This window comes from Streptomyces sp. PL-25, from assembly GCF_058344915.1.
The window spans coordinates 3,233,882-3,249,979 of sequence record NZ_CP136997.1 but is presented as its reverse complement, the minus strand read 5'-3'; the positions used below and the strand labels follow the sequence as shown (position 1 = coordinate 3,249,979).

Sequence of the window (16,098 nt, the reverse complement as noted above, 5' to 3'; positions counted from 1 at the left end):
CGGAGACGCCCGATGACCACAGCCCTGCTGCGCACCGCCGACGAGCTGCACGCGCGCGTGCGCACCGGCCGCCGCGCCGTCGTGATGACCATGGGCGCCCTGCACGACGGGCACGCCGCCCTGATCCGCGCCGCGCGCCGGAGCGCGGGCGACGGCGGCGAGGTCGTCGTCACCGTGTTCGTCAACCCGCTCCAGTTCGGCGCGGGCGAGGACCTGGACCGCTACCCGCGCACCCTGGAGGCGGACGTCAAGCTCGCCGAGCAGGCGGGTGCCGACGTCGTCCTCGCGCCCTCCGTCGACGAGGTCTACCCCGGCGGCGAGCCGCAGGTGCGCGTCACCGCCGGGCCCATGGGCGGGCGCCTGGAGGGCGCCTCGCGCCCCGGGCACTTCGACGGCATGCTCACCGTCGTCGCCAAGCTGCTGCACCTCACCCGCCCGGACGTCGCCCTGTTCGGGCAGAAGGACGCCCAGCAGCTCGCGCTGATCCGCCGCATGGTGCGCGACCTGAACTTCGGCGTGGAGATCACCGCCGTCCCCACCGTCCGCGAGGACGACGGACTGGCCCTGTCCAGCCGCAACCGCTACCTCTCCCCGCAGGAGCGGCGCACCGCCCTCGCGCTCTCCCAGGCCCTGTTCGCCGGCCGCGACCGGCACGCCGCCCAGGAGGCGCTGCGCGCCCGCGCCCGCGAAGTGCCCTCCACGCGCGCGCGTGCCGACGCGCTGAGCGCGCTGGGCGAGTCCCGTGCCGCGGCCGACGCCGCCGCCGTCGCCAAGGCGGCACCCGGCGCGCCCGACGCCGTCCGCGCGGCGGCCCGGCTGGTCCTCGACGAGGCCGCCCGCCTCGACCCGCCGCTCGAACTGGACTACCTGGCCCTGGTCGACCCGGCCGACTTCACCGAGATCGGCGACGGCTTCACCGGCGAGGCCGTCCTCGCCGTCGCCGCCCGGGTCGGGGCGACCCGGCTGATCGACAACATCCCCCTGGCCTTCGGCGCCCCCGGGGACCCGGCAACCCTTGGAGCCGCCTCGTGACCAGCACCGCCATACGTCTGCCCGCGCCCGCGCCCGGGTGGTCCGTCGCCGCGGACGTCGTGGTCGTCGGCTCCGGCATCGCCGGGCTCACCGCCGCCCTGCGCTGCGAGGCCGCCGGACTGACCACGGTGGTCGTCACCAAGGCCCGCCTGGACGACGGGTCCACCCGCTGGGCCCAGGGCGGCATCGCCGCGGCCCTCGGCGAGGGCGACACCCCCGGACAGCACCTGGACGACACCCTGGTCGCCGGGGCCGGCCTGTGCGACGAGGAGGCCGTACGGATCCTCGTCACCGAGGGCCCCGACGCGGTCCGGCGGCTCATGTCCGCCGGGGCCCGCTTCGACACCGACGACGCGGGCGGCATCCAGCTCACCCGCGAGGGCGGCCACCACCGCCGCCGCATCGTCCACGCGGGCGGCGACGCCACCGGCGCCGAGGTGTCCCGGGCGCTGGTCGAGGCGGTCCGCGCGCGCGGGATCCGCACCGTGGAGAACGCCCTCGTCCTGGACCTGCTCACCGACGCCGAGGGCCGCAGCGCGGGCGTCACCCTGCATGTGATGGGCGAGGGCCAGCACGACGGCGTGGGCGCCGTGCACGCGCCGGCCGTGGTCCTGGCCACCGGCGGCATGGGCCAGGTGTTCTCCGCGACCACCAACCCGGCCGTGTCCACCGGAGACGGCGTGGCCCTCGCCCTGCGCGCCGGCGCGGAGGTCTCCGACCTGGAGTTCGTGCAGTTCCACCCGACGGTGCTCTTCCTCGGCGCGGACGCCGAGGGCCAGCAGCCGCTGGTCTCCGAGGCGGTCCGCGGTGAGGGCGCCCACCTGGTCGACGCCGACGGCGTGCGCTTCATGCTGGGACAGCACGAGCTGGCCGAGCTGGCGCCCCGGGACATCGTCGCCAAGGGCATCACGCGCCGGATGCAGGAGCTGGGCACCGAGCACATGTTCCTCGACGCCCGGCACTTCGGTGCCGCGATGTGGGAGCGGCGCTTCCCGACGATCCTGGCCGCCTGCCGGGCCCACGGCATCGACCCGGTCACCGAACCCGTCCCCGTCGCCCCGGCCGCCCACTACGCCTCCGGGGGCGTACGCACCGACTCCCGCGGCCGGACCACCGTGCCCGGCCTGTACGCGTGCGGGGAGGTCGCCTGCACCGGCGTGCACGGCGCCAACCGGCTCGCCTCCAACTCCCTCCTGGAGGGGCTGGTCTACGCCGAGCGGATCGCCGCCGACATCGCCCGCGAGCGGTCCAAGGGCGCTCTGCACGCGCGCGTGCCCGAACTCGTCCCGCACCCCGGGCAGCCCGCGCACCCGCTGCTGGCCCCCGAGGCCCGGTTCGCGATCCAGCGGATCATGACCGAGGGCGCCGGTGTGCTGCGCTCCGCCGCCTCCCTGGCCACGGCCGCCGACCGGCTGGACGCGCTGCACGCCGAGGCCCGCGCCGCCCTCGACGAGAACGGCAAGACCGCCGAGCCCGGCATCGACACCTGGGAGGCCACCAACCTCCTGTGCGTGGCCCGCGCCCTGGTGGCCGCCGCCGGCCTGCGCGAGGAGACCCGGGGCTGCCACTGGCGCGAGGACCACGCCGAGCGCGACGACGCCCGCTGGCGGCGCCACATCGTCGTACGGCTGAACCCGGACCGTTCGCCGGTCGTGCACACCACGGACACCGCAGACTTCCCCCCGACCCGTCCCGGGGCCACCGGGCCCCGCCGTCCCCAGGAGCAGTGAACAAGTGAGCACCGAAGACCTTCCCCTCGCCCCGAGCGGCGGCTGCGGCGACGGCTGTGCCTGCGGCGCGGACACCGACGAGGACCACGACGGCTACGACGAGTGCGGGCTCGACCCGGCGCTCGCCGAACTGCTGGCCGGTGCCGGACTCGACCCCCTGGAGGTCGAGGACATCGCCAATGTCGCCGTGCAGGAGGACCTGGCCCACGGCGTGGACGTGACGACGGTCGCGACCATCCCCGAGGAGGCCGTGGCAACCGGCGACTTCACCGCCCGCGAGGCCGGTGTGGTGGCGGGCCTGCGCGTCGCCGAGGCGGTGCTCTCGGTGGTCTGCACGGACGAGTTCGAGGTCGAGCGGCACGTCGAGGACGGCGACCGCGTCGAGGCCGGGCAGAAGCTGCTGTCGGTCACCACGCGCACGCGCGACCTGCTGACCGCCGAGCGCAGCGCGCTGAACCTGCTGTGCCGCCTGTCCGGCATCGCGACCGCCACGCGCGCGTGGGCGGACGCCCTGGACGGCACCCGGGCCAAGGTGCGCGACACCCGCAAGACGACGCCGGGCCTCAGGTCCCTGGAGAAGTTCGCCGTCCGGGCCGGCGGCGGCGTCAACCACCGCATGTCCCTCTCGGACGCGGCCCTGGTCAAGGACAACCACGTGGTCGCCGCCGGCGGCGTCGCGGCGGCCTTCGAGGCCGTCCGGGGAGCCTTCCCGGACGTGCCCGTCGAGGTCGAGGTCGACACCCTGCACCAGCTGCGCGAGGTGGTGGACGCGGGCGCCGATCTGATCCTGCTGGACAACTTCACGCCCGGCGAGTGCGAGGAGGCCGTGGCCATCGTCGACGGCCGCGCGCTGCTGGAGGCCTCCGGCCGGCTCACCCTGGACAACGCACGCGCCTACGCGGAGACCGGCGTCGACTTCCTGGCGGTCGGCGCCCTCACCCACTCCTCGCCGATCCTGGACATCGGCCTGGACCTGCGCGCGCCGGAAGCGGAGCAGGCATGCTCCTGACCATCGACGTGGGCAACACGCACACGGTCCTCGGCCTGTTCGACGGCGAGGACATCGTCGAGCACTGGCGCATCTCCACGGACGCCCGCCGCACCGCCGACGAACTGGCCGTCCTGCTCCAGGGCCTGATGGGCATGCACCCCCTGCTCGGCGACGAGCTGGGCGACGGCATCGACGGCATCGCGATCTGCGCGACCGTCCCCTCGGTGCTGCACGAGCTGCGGGAGGTGACGCGCCGCTACTACGGCGACGTCCCGGCCGTCCTGGTCGAACCGGGCGTCAAGACCGGTGTGCCGATCCTGACCGACAACCCCAAGGAGGTCGGCGCGGACCGCATCATCAACGCGGTCGCGGCGGTCGACCTGTACGGCGGCCCGGCCATCGTCGTCGACTTCGGCACGGCGACGACGTTCGACGCGGTCTCCGCGCGCGGGGAGTACATCGGCGGCGTCATCGCCCCCGGCATCGAGATCTCCGTGGACGCCCTCGGCGTCAAGGGCGCCCAGCTGCGCAAGATCGAGGTGGCCCGGCCGCGCAGCGTGATCGGCAAGAACACGGTCGAGGCGATGCAGGCGGGCATCGTCTACGGGTTCGCCGGGCAGGTGGACGGCGTCGTGGGCCGCATGGCCCGCGAACTGGCCGACGACCCGGACGAGGTCACCGTGATCGCGACCGGCGGGCTGGCCCCCATGGTGCTCGGCGAGTCCTCCGTGATCGACGAGCACGAGCCCTGGCTCACCCTGATCGGCCTGCGGCTCGTCTACGAGCGGAACGTGTCCCGGCTCTGAGGCACGCGCCCGCGTGACGCAGCGCCGTACGCGCCACCACACGCGTACGGCGAGCCGGGCCCTCACCGGCCGGACCGCGTCCCGGCGGCCGTTCCCGGTGGCCGGGCCGGGCCGGACCGCGCCGCCCGGCCGCCCCGGACCGCGTGCCGACCGGACCGGGCGGCCGAGCCGACCGGATGCGCGGGTCGGCCGAGCCGGCAGGTACGCGGCCGGACGCGCCCGCGCGTACGCCCCGCCGCGCCGCCCGAGCACGGCGGATCCCCCGGCCATACCGACGCCTGCGGCCGGGCCCGCTGACTGGGGCCGCTCGACCACCGGCGCCGGCCGAACGCGCGGTCGGATGCGCCCGCGCGTGCGCTCGTTCGGTCGCGCCGCCCGCGCATGGTGGATTCCCCGGCCGGACTGCCCCTGCGGCCGGACCCGCCCCCCCTGGGCCAGACGGGCCAGACCGCCTGGACGGACCGCCGGGTCGGCCGAATGCCCGGCCGGGCGCGCCGTTCATGCATCGACAGGACCGGGCAGCCGAGCCGGTCGGATGCGCCCGCGCGTGCGCCGTCGGGTCGAGTCGCCCGCGCATGGTGGATTCACCTGGGATGGATTGCCTCCAGGCCGTATCCGCCGCTGCGGTCGGACCTCCCGCCGGACGGCCCCTGGGCGGGCCAACCCCCCGGCCGGGCCGCTCCGACCACCGGCGCTGGCCGAATGCACGGTCGGATGCGCCCGCGCGTGCACCGGCTCGGTCGCGCCGCCCGCGCATGGTGGATTCCCCGGCCGGACCCGCCCCCTGGGCCAGACCGCCTGGACGGACCGCCCGCGCCCGGCCCAGCGCCCGGCCCGGCGCACACCCTGCGCGCCGACGGGACCGGGCACCCAAGCCGGCCGGGCCGCCCGCGCGTGCGCCCGTCAGGTCGCGCCGCCCGCGCATGGCGCCCTCCCCGGGGACCGCCCCCCGGCCGCCCCCCGACTGGGCCCCCGACCACCCCCGTCAGCCGAACGCGCGGCCGCCCGCGCCCGCGCGCATACGCACCGTCAGGCCGCGCCACGCGCATGCCCGCCATGTCCGCCACGCGCGCGCCTTATGTCGAATTTGTCTGATTAGCGCGTATCGTCGGGCCCATGCCCACGCCATATGGAACCCGCGGCGGCATGGCGTTCGGCGCGGAGGAGCTGCGTGTGCTCCGCCGCGCCCTCGCCGTTGCCCTTCATCTCCGCCCCGCCCGTGCCGAGGACGTGCAGGACTGCCTCCGCCTCGCCGAGTCGCTCGACGAGGCGATGCGCGAGGGTGCCCGGCTGCGCGCGTTCCTGGTGGCCGACCTGGCCCGCTACCGCGACGCGCTGCCCGGTTCGGCTTCCGGCTACTTCGCGCTCCTCGACGAGGCCCTGGGCGCCGGCTACCGGCCCGTCCCCGACGACCTCGCCGCCCTGCGCGCCCTGCGCGGCAACCCGGCCGCAGCCGCCCTGCTGCGCCGCTGCGCCGGGCACGGCGCCGTCCCGGCCGTCCCGGCCTCCCGCGCCCCGCGCGGGGACTTCGCCCCGCTCGCCGCCGTCCGGGCGCCCGCGCCCGGCGTGCCGGCCGCCCGTTCGGCCCAGGACGGCGGAGCGGGTCCCGGGCCCGCCAAGCGGCCCGCGCCCAAGCCGGGCGAACGCCCCGCCCCCGCGCAGCCCGCCCCGGCCCAGCCCGCCAGGCCCGCGCAGCCCGCCCGGCCCGGCCCGGCGCCCGCCCCCGGGGGCGGCAAGCCCGCCCGCCGCCCCGTCCCGACGCCCGGCGAGGTCTTCCCGCGCCGCAGACCGGCGCAGCCGTCCCCCGGCTCCGGCCAGCGGCTCGTCGCCCGTCTGGCCGCCGTGTAGCCGTCCGGGCGACCCCGCCCCTGTTTGTCCCCGGGCCCTGGCTACTCTGGATCCATGGACTACGTCTCCGCACTCGTTCCGCCGATCGTGATGGCCGCGTTCTTCGTCGGCCTGGTCAGGGTGATCGTGAAGACCCAGGGCGGCGCCGCCAAGGCCAAGGAGGACGCGGCCGTGGACGCCGCGCTGGCCCGTACGGGAGGCGGCCAGGACGCCGCCTCCGCGGGGACCTCCACCTCCGGCGCCTGACCCCGCGCCCGGCCCGGCGTACGGCCGGCCCGCCGGGGCGGAACCTCCCGTCCCGCCGCCCGCCGTACGCCCTTTTTGTTCGCTTTCGTGGCGTAATCGGATGTTCAGCACGCCTCTGACCGCATCTCCCACTAAGGTCTGAGGTGTGCCTCGCCCCTTGGGAGAACTCGAAGACGCGGTCATGACACGGGTGTGGAAGTGGAACCGCCCGGTGACCGTTCGAGAAGTCCTGGAAGACCTCCAGCAGGAACGGACCATCGCGTACACCACGGTGATGACCGTTTTGGACAATCTCCATCAGAAGGGCTGGGTGCGCCGGGAAGCGGAAGGCCGGGCCTATCGATATGCGGCCGTCTCCACCCGGGCCGCCTACGCGGCCGCACTGATGAACGACGCCTGGTCCCAGAGTGACAACGCCGCCGCCGCTCTCGTCGCCTTCTTCGGCATGATGAGCGAGGAACAGCGGCAGGCCCTGCGGGACGCCGTACGGATCGTCGAAGGCGCGCCGGAGGCCACGGCGGCGGGGTTGCGCACGGAAGGCGCCGAAGCCGCCGCCGGTGAAACCGCAGGCGAAACCGGCGGTGAAACCCATGGCGAAGCCGACGGTGAAACCGGCGACCGGAACCCCGGCGCCGGAGCCGGCGGCACCGGGCGATAGCGTCCGCCCATGCCCGCAGAGCAACCCGCAGAGCATCCGGCGAAGCGACCCGCAGCGCAGCGCGAAGTCACCGCGAAAGCCATCACCGTCCGGCGGGCCCGGACCAGCGATGTCCCGGCGGTGCGCCGACTGCTCGACGACTACGCCCGCGGGCGCATCCTCCTCGACAAAGCGACCGTGACGCTTTACGAGGACATCCAGGAGTTCTGGATCGCCGAACGGGACGACAACGCCGAGGTCGTCGGGTGCGGCGCACTGCACGTGATGTGGGAAGACCTGGCGGAAGTGCGCACACTCGCGGTGAAGCCGGGGCTCAAGGGCGCCGGTGTCGGGCACCGGCTGCTGGAGAAGTTGCTCCAGACCGCACGCTGGCTCGGCGTTCGCCGCGTATTCTGCCTGACCTTCGAAGTCGACTTCTTCGAGAAGCACGGCTTCGTGGAGATCGGTGAGACACCCGTCGACACGGATGTCTACGCCGAGCTGATGCGTTCCTATGACGAGGGCGTCGCGGAGTTCCTGGGTCTCGAACGAGTGAAACCGAACACCTTGGGCAACAGTCGGATGCTTCTGCATCTGTGATCCACCCCGGCGCCCGGAGAGGACGGCGGTGCCGAGCCGTGGAAGCCGCATTCCGCCGGACCGGCCATGCCCGCGTTCCCTATGTCCGAAACGCGTATGTTTCCGGGCGGGGATGAGGGCCCGGTCTCTCCCAGGGGTTTGTGTTTTTCCCGCAAAAGCGGTTTGCTTTCCGACGTACTGCAGTACTGCATATAACAGGGGACGGTGAAACGGCGGACGCCGACCCACCCCGGCCCTGACGTTATCGATGAAAGGAAATCCGGTGGCACAGAAGGTTCAGGTCCTTCTTGTCGATGACCTCGACGGCGGCGAGGCGGACGAGACCGTTACGTTCGCACTGGACGGCAAGACCTACGAGATCGATCTCACCACCGCCAATGCGGACAAGCTCCGCGGTCTTCTCGAGCCGTACGTGAAGAGCGGCCGGCGTACCGGCGGCCGTGCTTCGGGCGGGCGCGGAAAGGCGCGTGCGGCGGCGGCCGGCGGCAGCCAGGACACCGCGCAGATCCGTGCGTGGGCCAAGGAGAACGGCTACGACGTCAACGACCGCGGCCGTGTCCCCGCGACCATCCGCGAGGCGTACGAGAAGGCGAACGGCTAGTCACCGCAGGCAAGACCTACCGGACCGGTGACCGGCCTCGCGCGTGCCGCAGCCGGACCCGGTGGCACTGCGTCGCAGCGGTGCGCACCAGCCGTACGAGATCGGGGGCGCCCCCACCGGCCCCCTGCGCCGACAACGTCGGCAGCGAGGACTCGACCTCGCCTCCGGACTCGGGGGGCCGCAGCCACTCGGCGGCCCCCTGCGCGCGGGTCCGCGCCCCGGTGCCGGGCACCGGCGGCGCGTCCATCAGCGCCCCCGCCCCAAGGCCCACCAGGTCCAGGTCCAGCGCGTCCCACTCCAGCCAGCGCAGCAGCCCCGGAAGCTCCTCCGCGCCGCCCGCGGCCACCAGCAGCCGCATCCGGTCCCCCTGGACGGCCACCGGGGACGCGGGCACGCCCGGACACGTGCCCAGGCGGCGCAGCGTCGCACGGCCCGCCTCCAGCGGCACGTCCAGGACGTCGAAGCCGTGGCCCACGACAAGTCGTACCGGTGCTCCGGGCACCGTCGCCCACCCCAGCTCGTTCTCGTACCAGCGGCGCGCCCGGTCGGCGGGATCGAGCGGCCGGCGAGGGGACGGGAGGGGGAGCGGGGCCGTGGGGATCGCGGAGAGGCTGCCGACCATGCCGGTCCAACCGCCGCGCCCGCCCGGAGGTTACGGTGCGTCGCCCTCCGTGCGCCCTGTGTGTCCGAAGCGGGGGCGCCCGGCGGCGGTACGGCGCGCAAGGGTGTTCGCCCATAGCGGAGGGAACCGGGGCGTCCCGCATGGAGTGTCCGTTCCCGCGGGTAAGACATGCCTAGTGGGAGGGGGCGACACGCAGGCCGCACCCCGGGCAGAGGAGTCTCACGTTCGCCATCGGCGTACTGGCGACTGGGGTAACTGCCTGGCCTGCGGGAACATCGTCTCGCACCATCGGGTTGGAGCAGATGTCGGCGTTCGGGGTCAGGAGGCCATCGACGGTGTCGGCAGTTGGAATGAGCGGTCCCCGCTTGCGGGACTAAGCTGCGGAAGGACAGGGAGGGGAAGTTCCCCCCACTGCCTGACCGCTCTGAGGAGCGATTAACGATGTTCGAGAGGTTCACCGACCGCGCGCGGCGGGTTGTCGTCCTGGCTCAGGAAGAAGCCCGGATGCTCAACCACAACTACATCGGCACCGAGCACATCCTCCTGGGCCTGATCCACGAGGGTGAGGGTGTCGCCGCCAAGGCCCTTGAGAGCCTCGGGATTTCGCTCGAGGCGGTCCGCCAGCAGGTGGAGGAGATCATCGGCCAGGGCCAGCAGGCGCCCTCGGGCCACATCCCCTTCACCCCCCGTGCCAAGAAGGTCCTGGAGCTGTCGCTCCGCGAGGCCCTCCAGCTGGGGCACAACTACATCGGCACGGAGCACATCCTGCTCGGCCTGATCCGCGAGGGCGAGGGCGTCGCCGCCCAGGTCCTGGTCAAGCTGGGCGCCGACCTCAACCGGGTGCGGCAGCAGGTGATCCAGCTGCTCTCCGGTTACCAGGGCAAGGAGACCGCCACCGCCGGCGGCCCTGCCGAGGGCACCCCCTCGACGTCCCTGGTCCTCGACCAGTTCGGCCGGAACCTCACCCAGGCCGCCCGCGAGTCCAAGCTCGACCCGGTCATCGGGCGCGAGAAGGAGATCGAGCGGGTCATGCAGGTGCTGTCCCGCCGCACCAAGAACAACCCGGTGCTGATCGGTGAGCCCGGCGTCGGCAAGACCGCCGTCGTCGAGGGCCTCGCCCAGGCCATCGTCAAGGGCGAGGTGCCCGAGACCCTCAAGGACAAGCACCTCTACACCCTGGACCTCGGCGCGCTGGTCGCCGGCTCCCGCTACCGCGGTGACTTCGAGGAGCGCCTGAAGAAGGTGCTCAAGGAGATCCGCACCCGCGGCGACATCATCCTGTTCATCGACGAGCTGCACACGCTGGTCGGTGCGGGTGCCGCCGAGGGCGCCATCGACGCCGCCTCGATCCTGAAGCCGATGCTGGCCCGCGGTGAGCTCCAGACCATCGGCGCCACCACGCTGGACGAGTACCGCAAGCACCTGGAGAAGGACGCGGCCCTGGAGCGCCGCTTCCAGCCCATCCAGGTCGCGGAGCCGTCCCTGCCGCACACCATCGAGATCCTCAAGGGCCTGCGCGACCGGTACGAGGCGCACCACCGCGTCTCGATCACCGACGAGGCCCTGGTGCAGGCCGCCACGCTGGCCGACCGGTACATCTCGGACCGCTTCCTGCCGGACAAGGCGATCGACCTGATCGACGAGGCCGGTTCCCGGATGCGCATCCGCCGGATGACCGCGCCGCCGGACCTGCGCGAGTTCGACGAGAAGATCGCGGGCGTCCGCCGCGACAAGGAGTCCGCGATCGACTCGCAGGACTTCGAGAAGGCCGCCTCCCTGCGCGACAAGGAGAAGCAGCTCCTGGCCGCCAAGGCCAAGCGGGAGAAGGAGTGGAAGGCCGGCGACATGGACGTCGTCGCCGAGGTCGACGGCGAGCTGATCGCCGAGGTCCTCGCCACGGCCACCGGCATCCCGGTCTTCAAGCTGACCGAGGAGGAGTCCTCGCGTCTGCTGCGCATGGAGGACGAGCTGCACAAGCGGGTCATCGGCCAGGTCGACGCCGTCAAGGCGCTGTCCAAGGCGATCCGCCGTACGCGCGCCGGTCTGAAGGACCCGAAGCGTCCCGGTGGCTCGTTCATCTTCGCCGGTCCGTCCGGTGTCGGTAAGACCGAGCTGTCCAAGGCGCTCGCCGAGTTCCTCTTCGGTGACGAGGACGCGCTGATCTCCCTCGACATGTCGGAGTTCAGCGAGAAGCACACGGTCTCGCGTCTCTTCGGTTCGCCCCCCGGCTACGTGGGCTACGAGGAGGGCGGCCAGCTGACGGAGAAGGTGCGCCGCAAGCCGTTCTCGGTCGTCCTCTTCGACGAGGTCGAGAAGGCCCACCCGGACATCTTCAACTCGCTGCTGCAGATCCTGGAGGACGGTCGCCTGACCGACTCCCAGGGCCGGGTCGTGGACTTCAAGAACACGGTCATCATCATGACGACCAACCTCGGCACCCGGGACATCTCCAAGGGCTTCAACCTGGGCTTCGCGGCCACGGGTGACACGAAGACCAACTACGAGCGCATGAAGAACAAGGTCTCGGACGAGCTGAAGCAGCACTTCCGGCCCGAGTTCCTCAACCGCGTCGACGACGTGGTCGTCTTCCCGCAGCTCACCCAGGACGACATCCTGCGGATCGTCGACCTGATGATCGGCAAGGTGGACGAGCGCCTCAAGGACCGGGACATGGGCATCGAGCTGTCCCAGTCCGCCAAGGAGCTGCTGTCCAAGAAGGGCTACGACCCGGTCCTGGGCGCCCGGCCGCTGCGCCGGACGATCCAGCGGGAGGTCGAGGACACGCTCTCGGAGAAGATCCTCTTCGGCGAGCTGCGCCCCGGTCACATCGTGGTCGTGGACACCGAGGGCGAGGGCGACGAGAAGACCTTCACCTTCCGGGGTGAGGAGAAGTCGGCGCTGCCCGACGCCCCGCCGATCGAGCAGGCGGCCGGCGGAGCCGGGCCGAACCTGAGCAAGGACGCGTGATCCCGCGGGACGACGCGTGACGGAAAGGGCCGGTGCCTTCGGGCACCGGCCCTTTCCCTGCGCGGGCGCGGTCAGGAGCGCAGGTAGGTGATCTCGGCCGCCGGGAAGAGCTGGGTGTGCAGCTCGCGCTGGTCGGCGTAGTCCCAGCGGGACCGGAAGACGACACGGCGCACGTGCGGCAGCCGTTCGGCCAGGACGCGCAGAAGGTGCGCGTCGTGGCGCGAGGTGAGCCTGAGGTCCCGTACGCCCGGCAGCTCCGGCATGGTCCGCAGGCCGTGTTCGAGCGTGAGCCGGCGCAGGACGAGGCTTGTCAGCGCGGGCAGCGCGGCCACCTCCCGCCAGTCGGCCCCGGTGAACCCGTGCGGGTCGCCGAGGCTGAGCGAGGCCAGGGTGGGCCAGGCGCTCAGCCCGCGCAGGGCGTGGCCGCGCATCAGGGCGACGGTGCCGAGGTGCAGGTGCTGCAGCGGGGCGCCCGCGGGCAGTACGCCGGTGAGGTCGCCGTCGGGCAGGAGCTGGTCCAGGGAGAGCCGCCGCAGCCGCCGCAGCGCGGTGAGCCCGGACAGATCGGCGATCTCCCCGAAGGCGAGGTCGGTGAGGGGCAGCGGGGCGAGCCGGTCCAGGCCGTGGGCCCAGCCGCAGCCCCTGAGCCACAGGCCGTCGAGCCCGGAGAACGGCAGCAGGGCGCCCAGGTCGTCGATCAGCGGGTTGTCGCACAGGTCCAGGAGGCGTACGCCGTCGCGCCCGGGGACGGCAGCGGCCATTTCCGCGGCCGGGTGCGCGCCCCGGAAGGTCACCCGCTGCCAGGGCCGCATCCGGGCCAGTGCCGCCCGCTGCGCGTCCGTCTCGCAGGTGATCAGGAGGTCGTCGCGTTCGAGGTGGTCCAGGACCTCGGCCGCGTACTCCTCGGTGCCGAAGCGGCGCCAGGTGCCGACGAGCTGGCGCCGGACGCCGAGGTCCGGGTGGGAGCGGAAGCGGCGCAGCACGCCGAGGGCGCCCGCGGGTTCGTCCGCGCCGAGCACCGAGGCCGTGACCGTGACGCCCAGTGCCTCCGCGTCGGTCAGTCCCTCGGGCCCCGGCAGCAGCTCCAGCACCAGGGGGCCCGCCTCGGCCAGCGCCTTGGCGTCCTCGGGGGTGCGCGGCGGGATCAGCGCGGCGGTGCGGGCCTCCACCTCGGCGCGCACCGCCGGTTCCAGCGCCGGGGTGTGCTCCAGGCAGGCCAGCGCCAGCAGGGCCAGCCGCGGGGTGTCCCGGGCGAGCAGCCGCCGCAGCACCGAGGCGCGCTCGCGGGGGCGGGCATGGGCCACCGCCATCCGGACGACGTCCTCCCACTGGGTCTCGTGGGCGCGGTCGGCCAGCAGGTCGAGGTGGCCCTCCTCCACGGCGTGGCGGGCGCCCAGGTAGTCCTGGAAGGTGCGGTGCACGAAGTCCACGGCGCCCTCGGCCGGGCGGCGCAGCAGTCCGCTGCGCAGCAGCAGCGTGCGCAGGACGGCCGAGGCGGTGGCGGGGTCGGGGGACAGGGCGAGCGAGGGCAGGCGGCGCTCCACGATGCCCTCGGCGGTCTCGGTGTCCATCTCGGTGCGGCCGCTCAGCACCAGTGCGTAGGCCAGGCGCTGGAGGAGTTCGAGGGCCGCCTCCTCGCCCAGGTCCACCTCGTCCGTGCCGGGCAGGCCGCGTTCGCGGTCCCGGCGGGTCAGCAGCATCGCGAGGGCGGCGTCGTACAGCTCCTTGCGGCCGGTGGGCAGATAGCCGCGCCGCTCGCGGTGCAGGGCGCAGATCAGGCCGCACATGAGCGGGTTGGTGGCCAGGCGCGCCAGATCGCGTTTGGTGCGCAGCGAGTCGATGAGTGCGCCCGCGTACTCCGGGGCGCACGCGGCCTGGTGCCAGCGGTGGACGAAGGTGGCGACCTCTGTGTCGCGCATCGGGGCCAGGGTGAGTTCCCGGAAGCCCTCCTGGGCCAGCCAGTCGGGGCGTACGGCGGTGGGTCGGGAGGTCAGCAGCCACTGGTTGCCGGGGTAGGCGGCGAGCAGGGCGCCCAGCCAGTCGCGGGTGCGGTGGCGGTCGGCGGCGGGGATCTCGTCCAGGCCGTCCACCAGGAGCAGGGCCCGGCCCGCGGTGAGGACGCGCTCGGCCCAGCCCTCCGGCTCGGTGAGCGGGCAGCCGGCCGCCTTCAGGAAGCCGACGGGGGCGGGGAGGGGGCCGGTGCGGACCAGGGTGCGCAGGGGCAGCACGAAGGGGACGCGGTCGCCGTCGCGGGCCGCGGTGACGGCCAGCCACTGCACCAGGGTGGTCTTGCCGGATCCGGCGTCGCCGCGCAGCAGGACGCGGGGGTCGGCGCGCAGCGCCTCCTCGGCCGGCAGCCGGGCGGCGTCGGCGACCGCGTGGTCCTCCGGTGCCGGGTCCGGTGTGTCCTCCTGGGCGCCGGTGGCCTCCAGGCTCAGATAGGCCACTTCCAGGGGCCAGCGGTCGGGGGAGTCGCGCAGGTCGATGCCGTAGATGGTGATGTGGTTGTGCCGCTGGGCCAGGTGGGTCAGGTAGCGGCGTTCGAAGGCGGTGTCGCGGGCGTCGGGGCGCGGGGTGCGGACGATCAGCTCGTCGATCCGGGCGATCAGCTCGGACTGGGTCCGGGTCTGCTCCACCAGGGTGCGGGCGATGAAGGTGGAGCGGCGGGTGAAGAACTCCAGGATGTGCAGGCAGGCCCCTTCGGTGGCGCTGTCCAGGAAGTACGCGGCGTCGGCGGACAGCCCGTGGGCGGCGGGAGCCGCCCCGGACAGCCGCCGGGCCAGTTCGCGGTGGCCCAGGCGTACGGCCTGGACGTCGTCCATGCCGAGGTCGCCGAGGGCGAGCAGGCGCGCGGCCAGGGCGTCGGTGACGGCGTCCTGCTCGCCGGGCGGGAAGGGCGGCTCGCCCGGCGGGTCCGCGGCCCCGCCGACCAGCCGTCCGGCGAGTCCGCGCACCTCTTTCTCGCCCAGGGAGCGCTTCTCGCCGCGGAAGGAGACGAGGTCGCTCATCCGCACGGGCCGGTCCACCAGTGCGGCGCCCGGCCCCTCGGCCACGAACAGCTTCTTGACCAGCGGCGCGATCAGACCGGACGCCAGTCTGCCGCCGAGTGCCATGGGCTCCATCCGCCGCACCCCCCGTGATGTCGCGAACGGCTGGAGCCTATGCCCTGGCCGGAGGGTCAGGACAACTGGCCGTCGTAGTCCGGCAGTTTGAACGTCTTCTCGGCGTGGCCGCCGGACAGGTCGGTGGCGCTGTTGCCGATGTTCGCGATGATCGTGTAGCCGTCGGCCTCGATGCCGGCGCGCTGGGCGGTCTTGTAGTCGGCGACGTTCTTGAACAGGTCGAACAGACCGCGCACGGCGAGGCCGTCGACGCGGTAGCCGTCGTGCTCCAGGTTGTAGCGGGTCGGGGCCTTGACGATGCCGGGGCGGGCGGTGACGAAGAACAGCGCGACGCCGTGCTCCTGGGCGTACCGGGCGACCTCCAGTACGGGCTTGTTGGCGGGCTGGGGCCAGGTGAAGCCGAAGTCCGTCTCCAGGGTGGTGTTGTCGACGTCGAACACGACGGCCCGCTTCTCGCCGGGGGCGCCGTGCGCGATGCGCTGCTTCAGATAGGGCAGGGCCTGGTCCATCACGGCCTGGCAGTCCCGCTGCCAGGTGGCGTGGTCGACCTTCCCGGGCGCGGTGGCGGCGGGCGCGGTGGTGGCGGTCGCGGGGGCGGACACGGCGGGGGCGGTCGCGGCGGTGGTGGCGGCCGGGGCGGGCGCCGGGGCGCCGGCCGCGGCCTCGGCGCCCGCCGGGACGGCCAGTGCGGCGACGGCGACCGCGGCGAGGGCGGTCGTACCGGTGCGGCGCGTCCAGGTGCCTGGGGTCATGGAGGGGTCCTCTCGCGTGCTCAGCGCTGGGGATGGGCTGGGAGCATGCTCGTGCGCGCGGGTAGCGGGAGGGGAACCGAATGATTACTTGCGGGTAACTCTGCTGAGACGGGCACCACATGAGCCCGGTCACAGGAAAAGGCG

General features: G+C 73.6%; 13 protein-coding genes. 10 read left to right on the top strand and 3 right to left on the bottom strand.

The window, feature by feature from the left end; all coding sequences use genetic code 11:
• Positions 1–12 precede the first annotated feature (12 nt).
• The 9 genes from panC to R4Z62_RS14415 all read left to right on the top strand — a co-directional run bounded on the left by panC (position 13) and on the right by R4Z62_RS14415 (position 8,491).
• Positions 13–1,032: a pantoate--beta-alanine ligase gene (gene panC / locus R4Z62_RS14455; protein WP_064534421.1), complete on the top strand. Its 1,020-nt coding sequence runs from the start codon at positions 13–15 to the stop codon at positions 1,030–1,032.
• A complete protein-coding gene (locus R4Z62_RS14450; protein ID WP_491519978.1) occupies positions 1,029–2,762 on the top strand; it encodes an L-aspartate oxidase in 1,734 nt (577 codons plus the stop codon). Before panC ends, R4Z62_RS14450 begins: the two co-directional genes overlap by 4 nt.
• Positions 2,763–2,766: 4 nt before the next feature.
• Positions 2,767–3,771, top strand: coding sequence for a carboxylating nicotinate-nucleotide diphosphorylase (gene nadC, locus R4Z62_RS14445; RefSeq protein WP_064534423.1), 1,005 nt, complete (start codon positions 2,767–2,769; stop codon positions 3,769–3,771).
• Entirely contained in the window at positions 3,762–4,559 is a 798-nt protein-coding gene (locus tag R4Z62_RS14440; protein ID WP_018568862.1) for a type III pantothenate kinase, read from the top strand. Before nadC ends, R4Z62_RS14440 begins: the two co-directional genes overlap by 10 nt.
• Before the next feature lie 1,116 nt (positions 4,560–5,675).
• Positions 5,676–6,407 carry a serine/threonine-protein kinase gene (locus tag R4Z62_RS14435; RefSeq protein ID WP_355478298.1) on the top strand — a complete coding sequence of 244 codons (732 nt, stop codon included), beginning with the start codon at positions 5,676–5,678 and terminating at the stop codon, positions 6,405–6,407.
• Positions 6,408–6,461: 54 nt separating this feature from the next.
• Positions 6,462–6,653, top strand: coding sequence for a hypothetical protein (locus R4Z62_RS14430; RefSeq protein WP_355478300.1), 192 nt, complete (start codon positions 6,462–6,464; stop codon positions 6,651–6,653).
• A gap of 145 nt (positions 6,654–6,798) precedes the next feature.
• Positions 6,799–7,311 (top strand): BlaI/MecI/CopY family transcriptional regulator, encoded by a 513-nt coding sequence (locus tag R4Z62_RS14425; RefSeq protein ID WP_079159023.1) that lies wholly within the window; start codon positions 6,799–6,801, stop codon positions 7,309–7,311.
• A 9-nt stretch (positions 7,312–7,320) separates the two neighbouring features.
• Entirely contained in the window at positions 7,321–7,890 is a 570-nt protein-coding gene (locus tag R4Z62_RS14420; protein WP_078509999.1) for an amino-acid N-acetyltransferase, read from the top strand.
• Positions 7,891–8,152: 262 nt separating this feature from the next.
• Complete coding sequence (locus R4Z62_RS14415; RefSeq protein WP_018568857.1) at positions 8,153–8,491, top strand: histone-like nucleoid-structuring protein Lsr2; 339 nt, start codon at positions 8,153–8,155, stop codon at positions 8,489–8,491.
• 16 nt (positions 8,492–8,507) lie between these two features.
• Here R4Z62_RS14415 and R4Z62_RS14410 read toward each other — a convergent pair whose 3' ends face one another.
• Complete coding sequence (locus tag R4Z62_RS14410; RefSeq protein ID WP_491519977.1) at positions 8,508–9,113, bottom strand: SCO3374 family protein; 606 nt, start codon at positions 9,111–9,113, stop codon at positions 8,508–8,510.
• Positions 9,114–9,554: 441 nt separating this feature from the next.
• Between R4Z62_RS14410 and R4Z62_RS14405 the strand changes: the two genes are divergently transcribed.
• Positions 9,555–12,080 carry an ATP-dependent Clp protease ATP-binding subunit gene (locus R4Z62_RS14405; RefSeq protein ID WP_018568855.1) on the top strand — a complete coding sequence of 842 codons (2,526 nt, stop codon included), beginning with the start codon at positions 9,555–9,557 and terminating at the stop codon, positions 12,078–12,080.
• A gap of 71 nt (positions 12,081–12,151) precedes the next feature.
• Here the strand turns inward: R4Z62_RS14405 and R4Z62_RS14400 are convergent, their stop codons facing one another.
• Both R4Z62_RS14400 and R4Z62_RS14395 read right to left on the bottom strand, forming a co-directional pair.
• Positions 12,152–15,202, bottom strand: coding sequence for an NACHT domain-containing protein (locus R4Z62_RS14400; RefSeq protein WP_491519976.1), 3,051 nt, complete (start codon positions 15,200–15,202; stop codon positions 12,152–12,154).
• Positions 15,203–15,258: 56 nt separating this feature from the next.
• On the bottom strand, positions 15,259–15,954 hold the full coding sequence (locus R4Z62_RS14395; protein ID WP_491519975.1) for an HAD family acid phosphatase: 696 nt from the start codon (positions 15,952–15,954) through the stop codon (positions 15,259–15,261).
• Between the last annotated feature and the right edge of the window lie 144 nt (positions 15,955–16,098).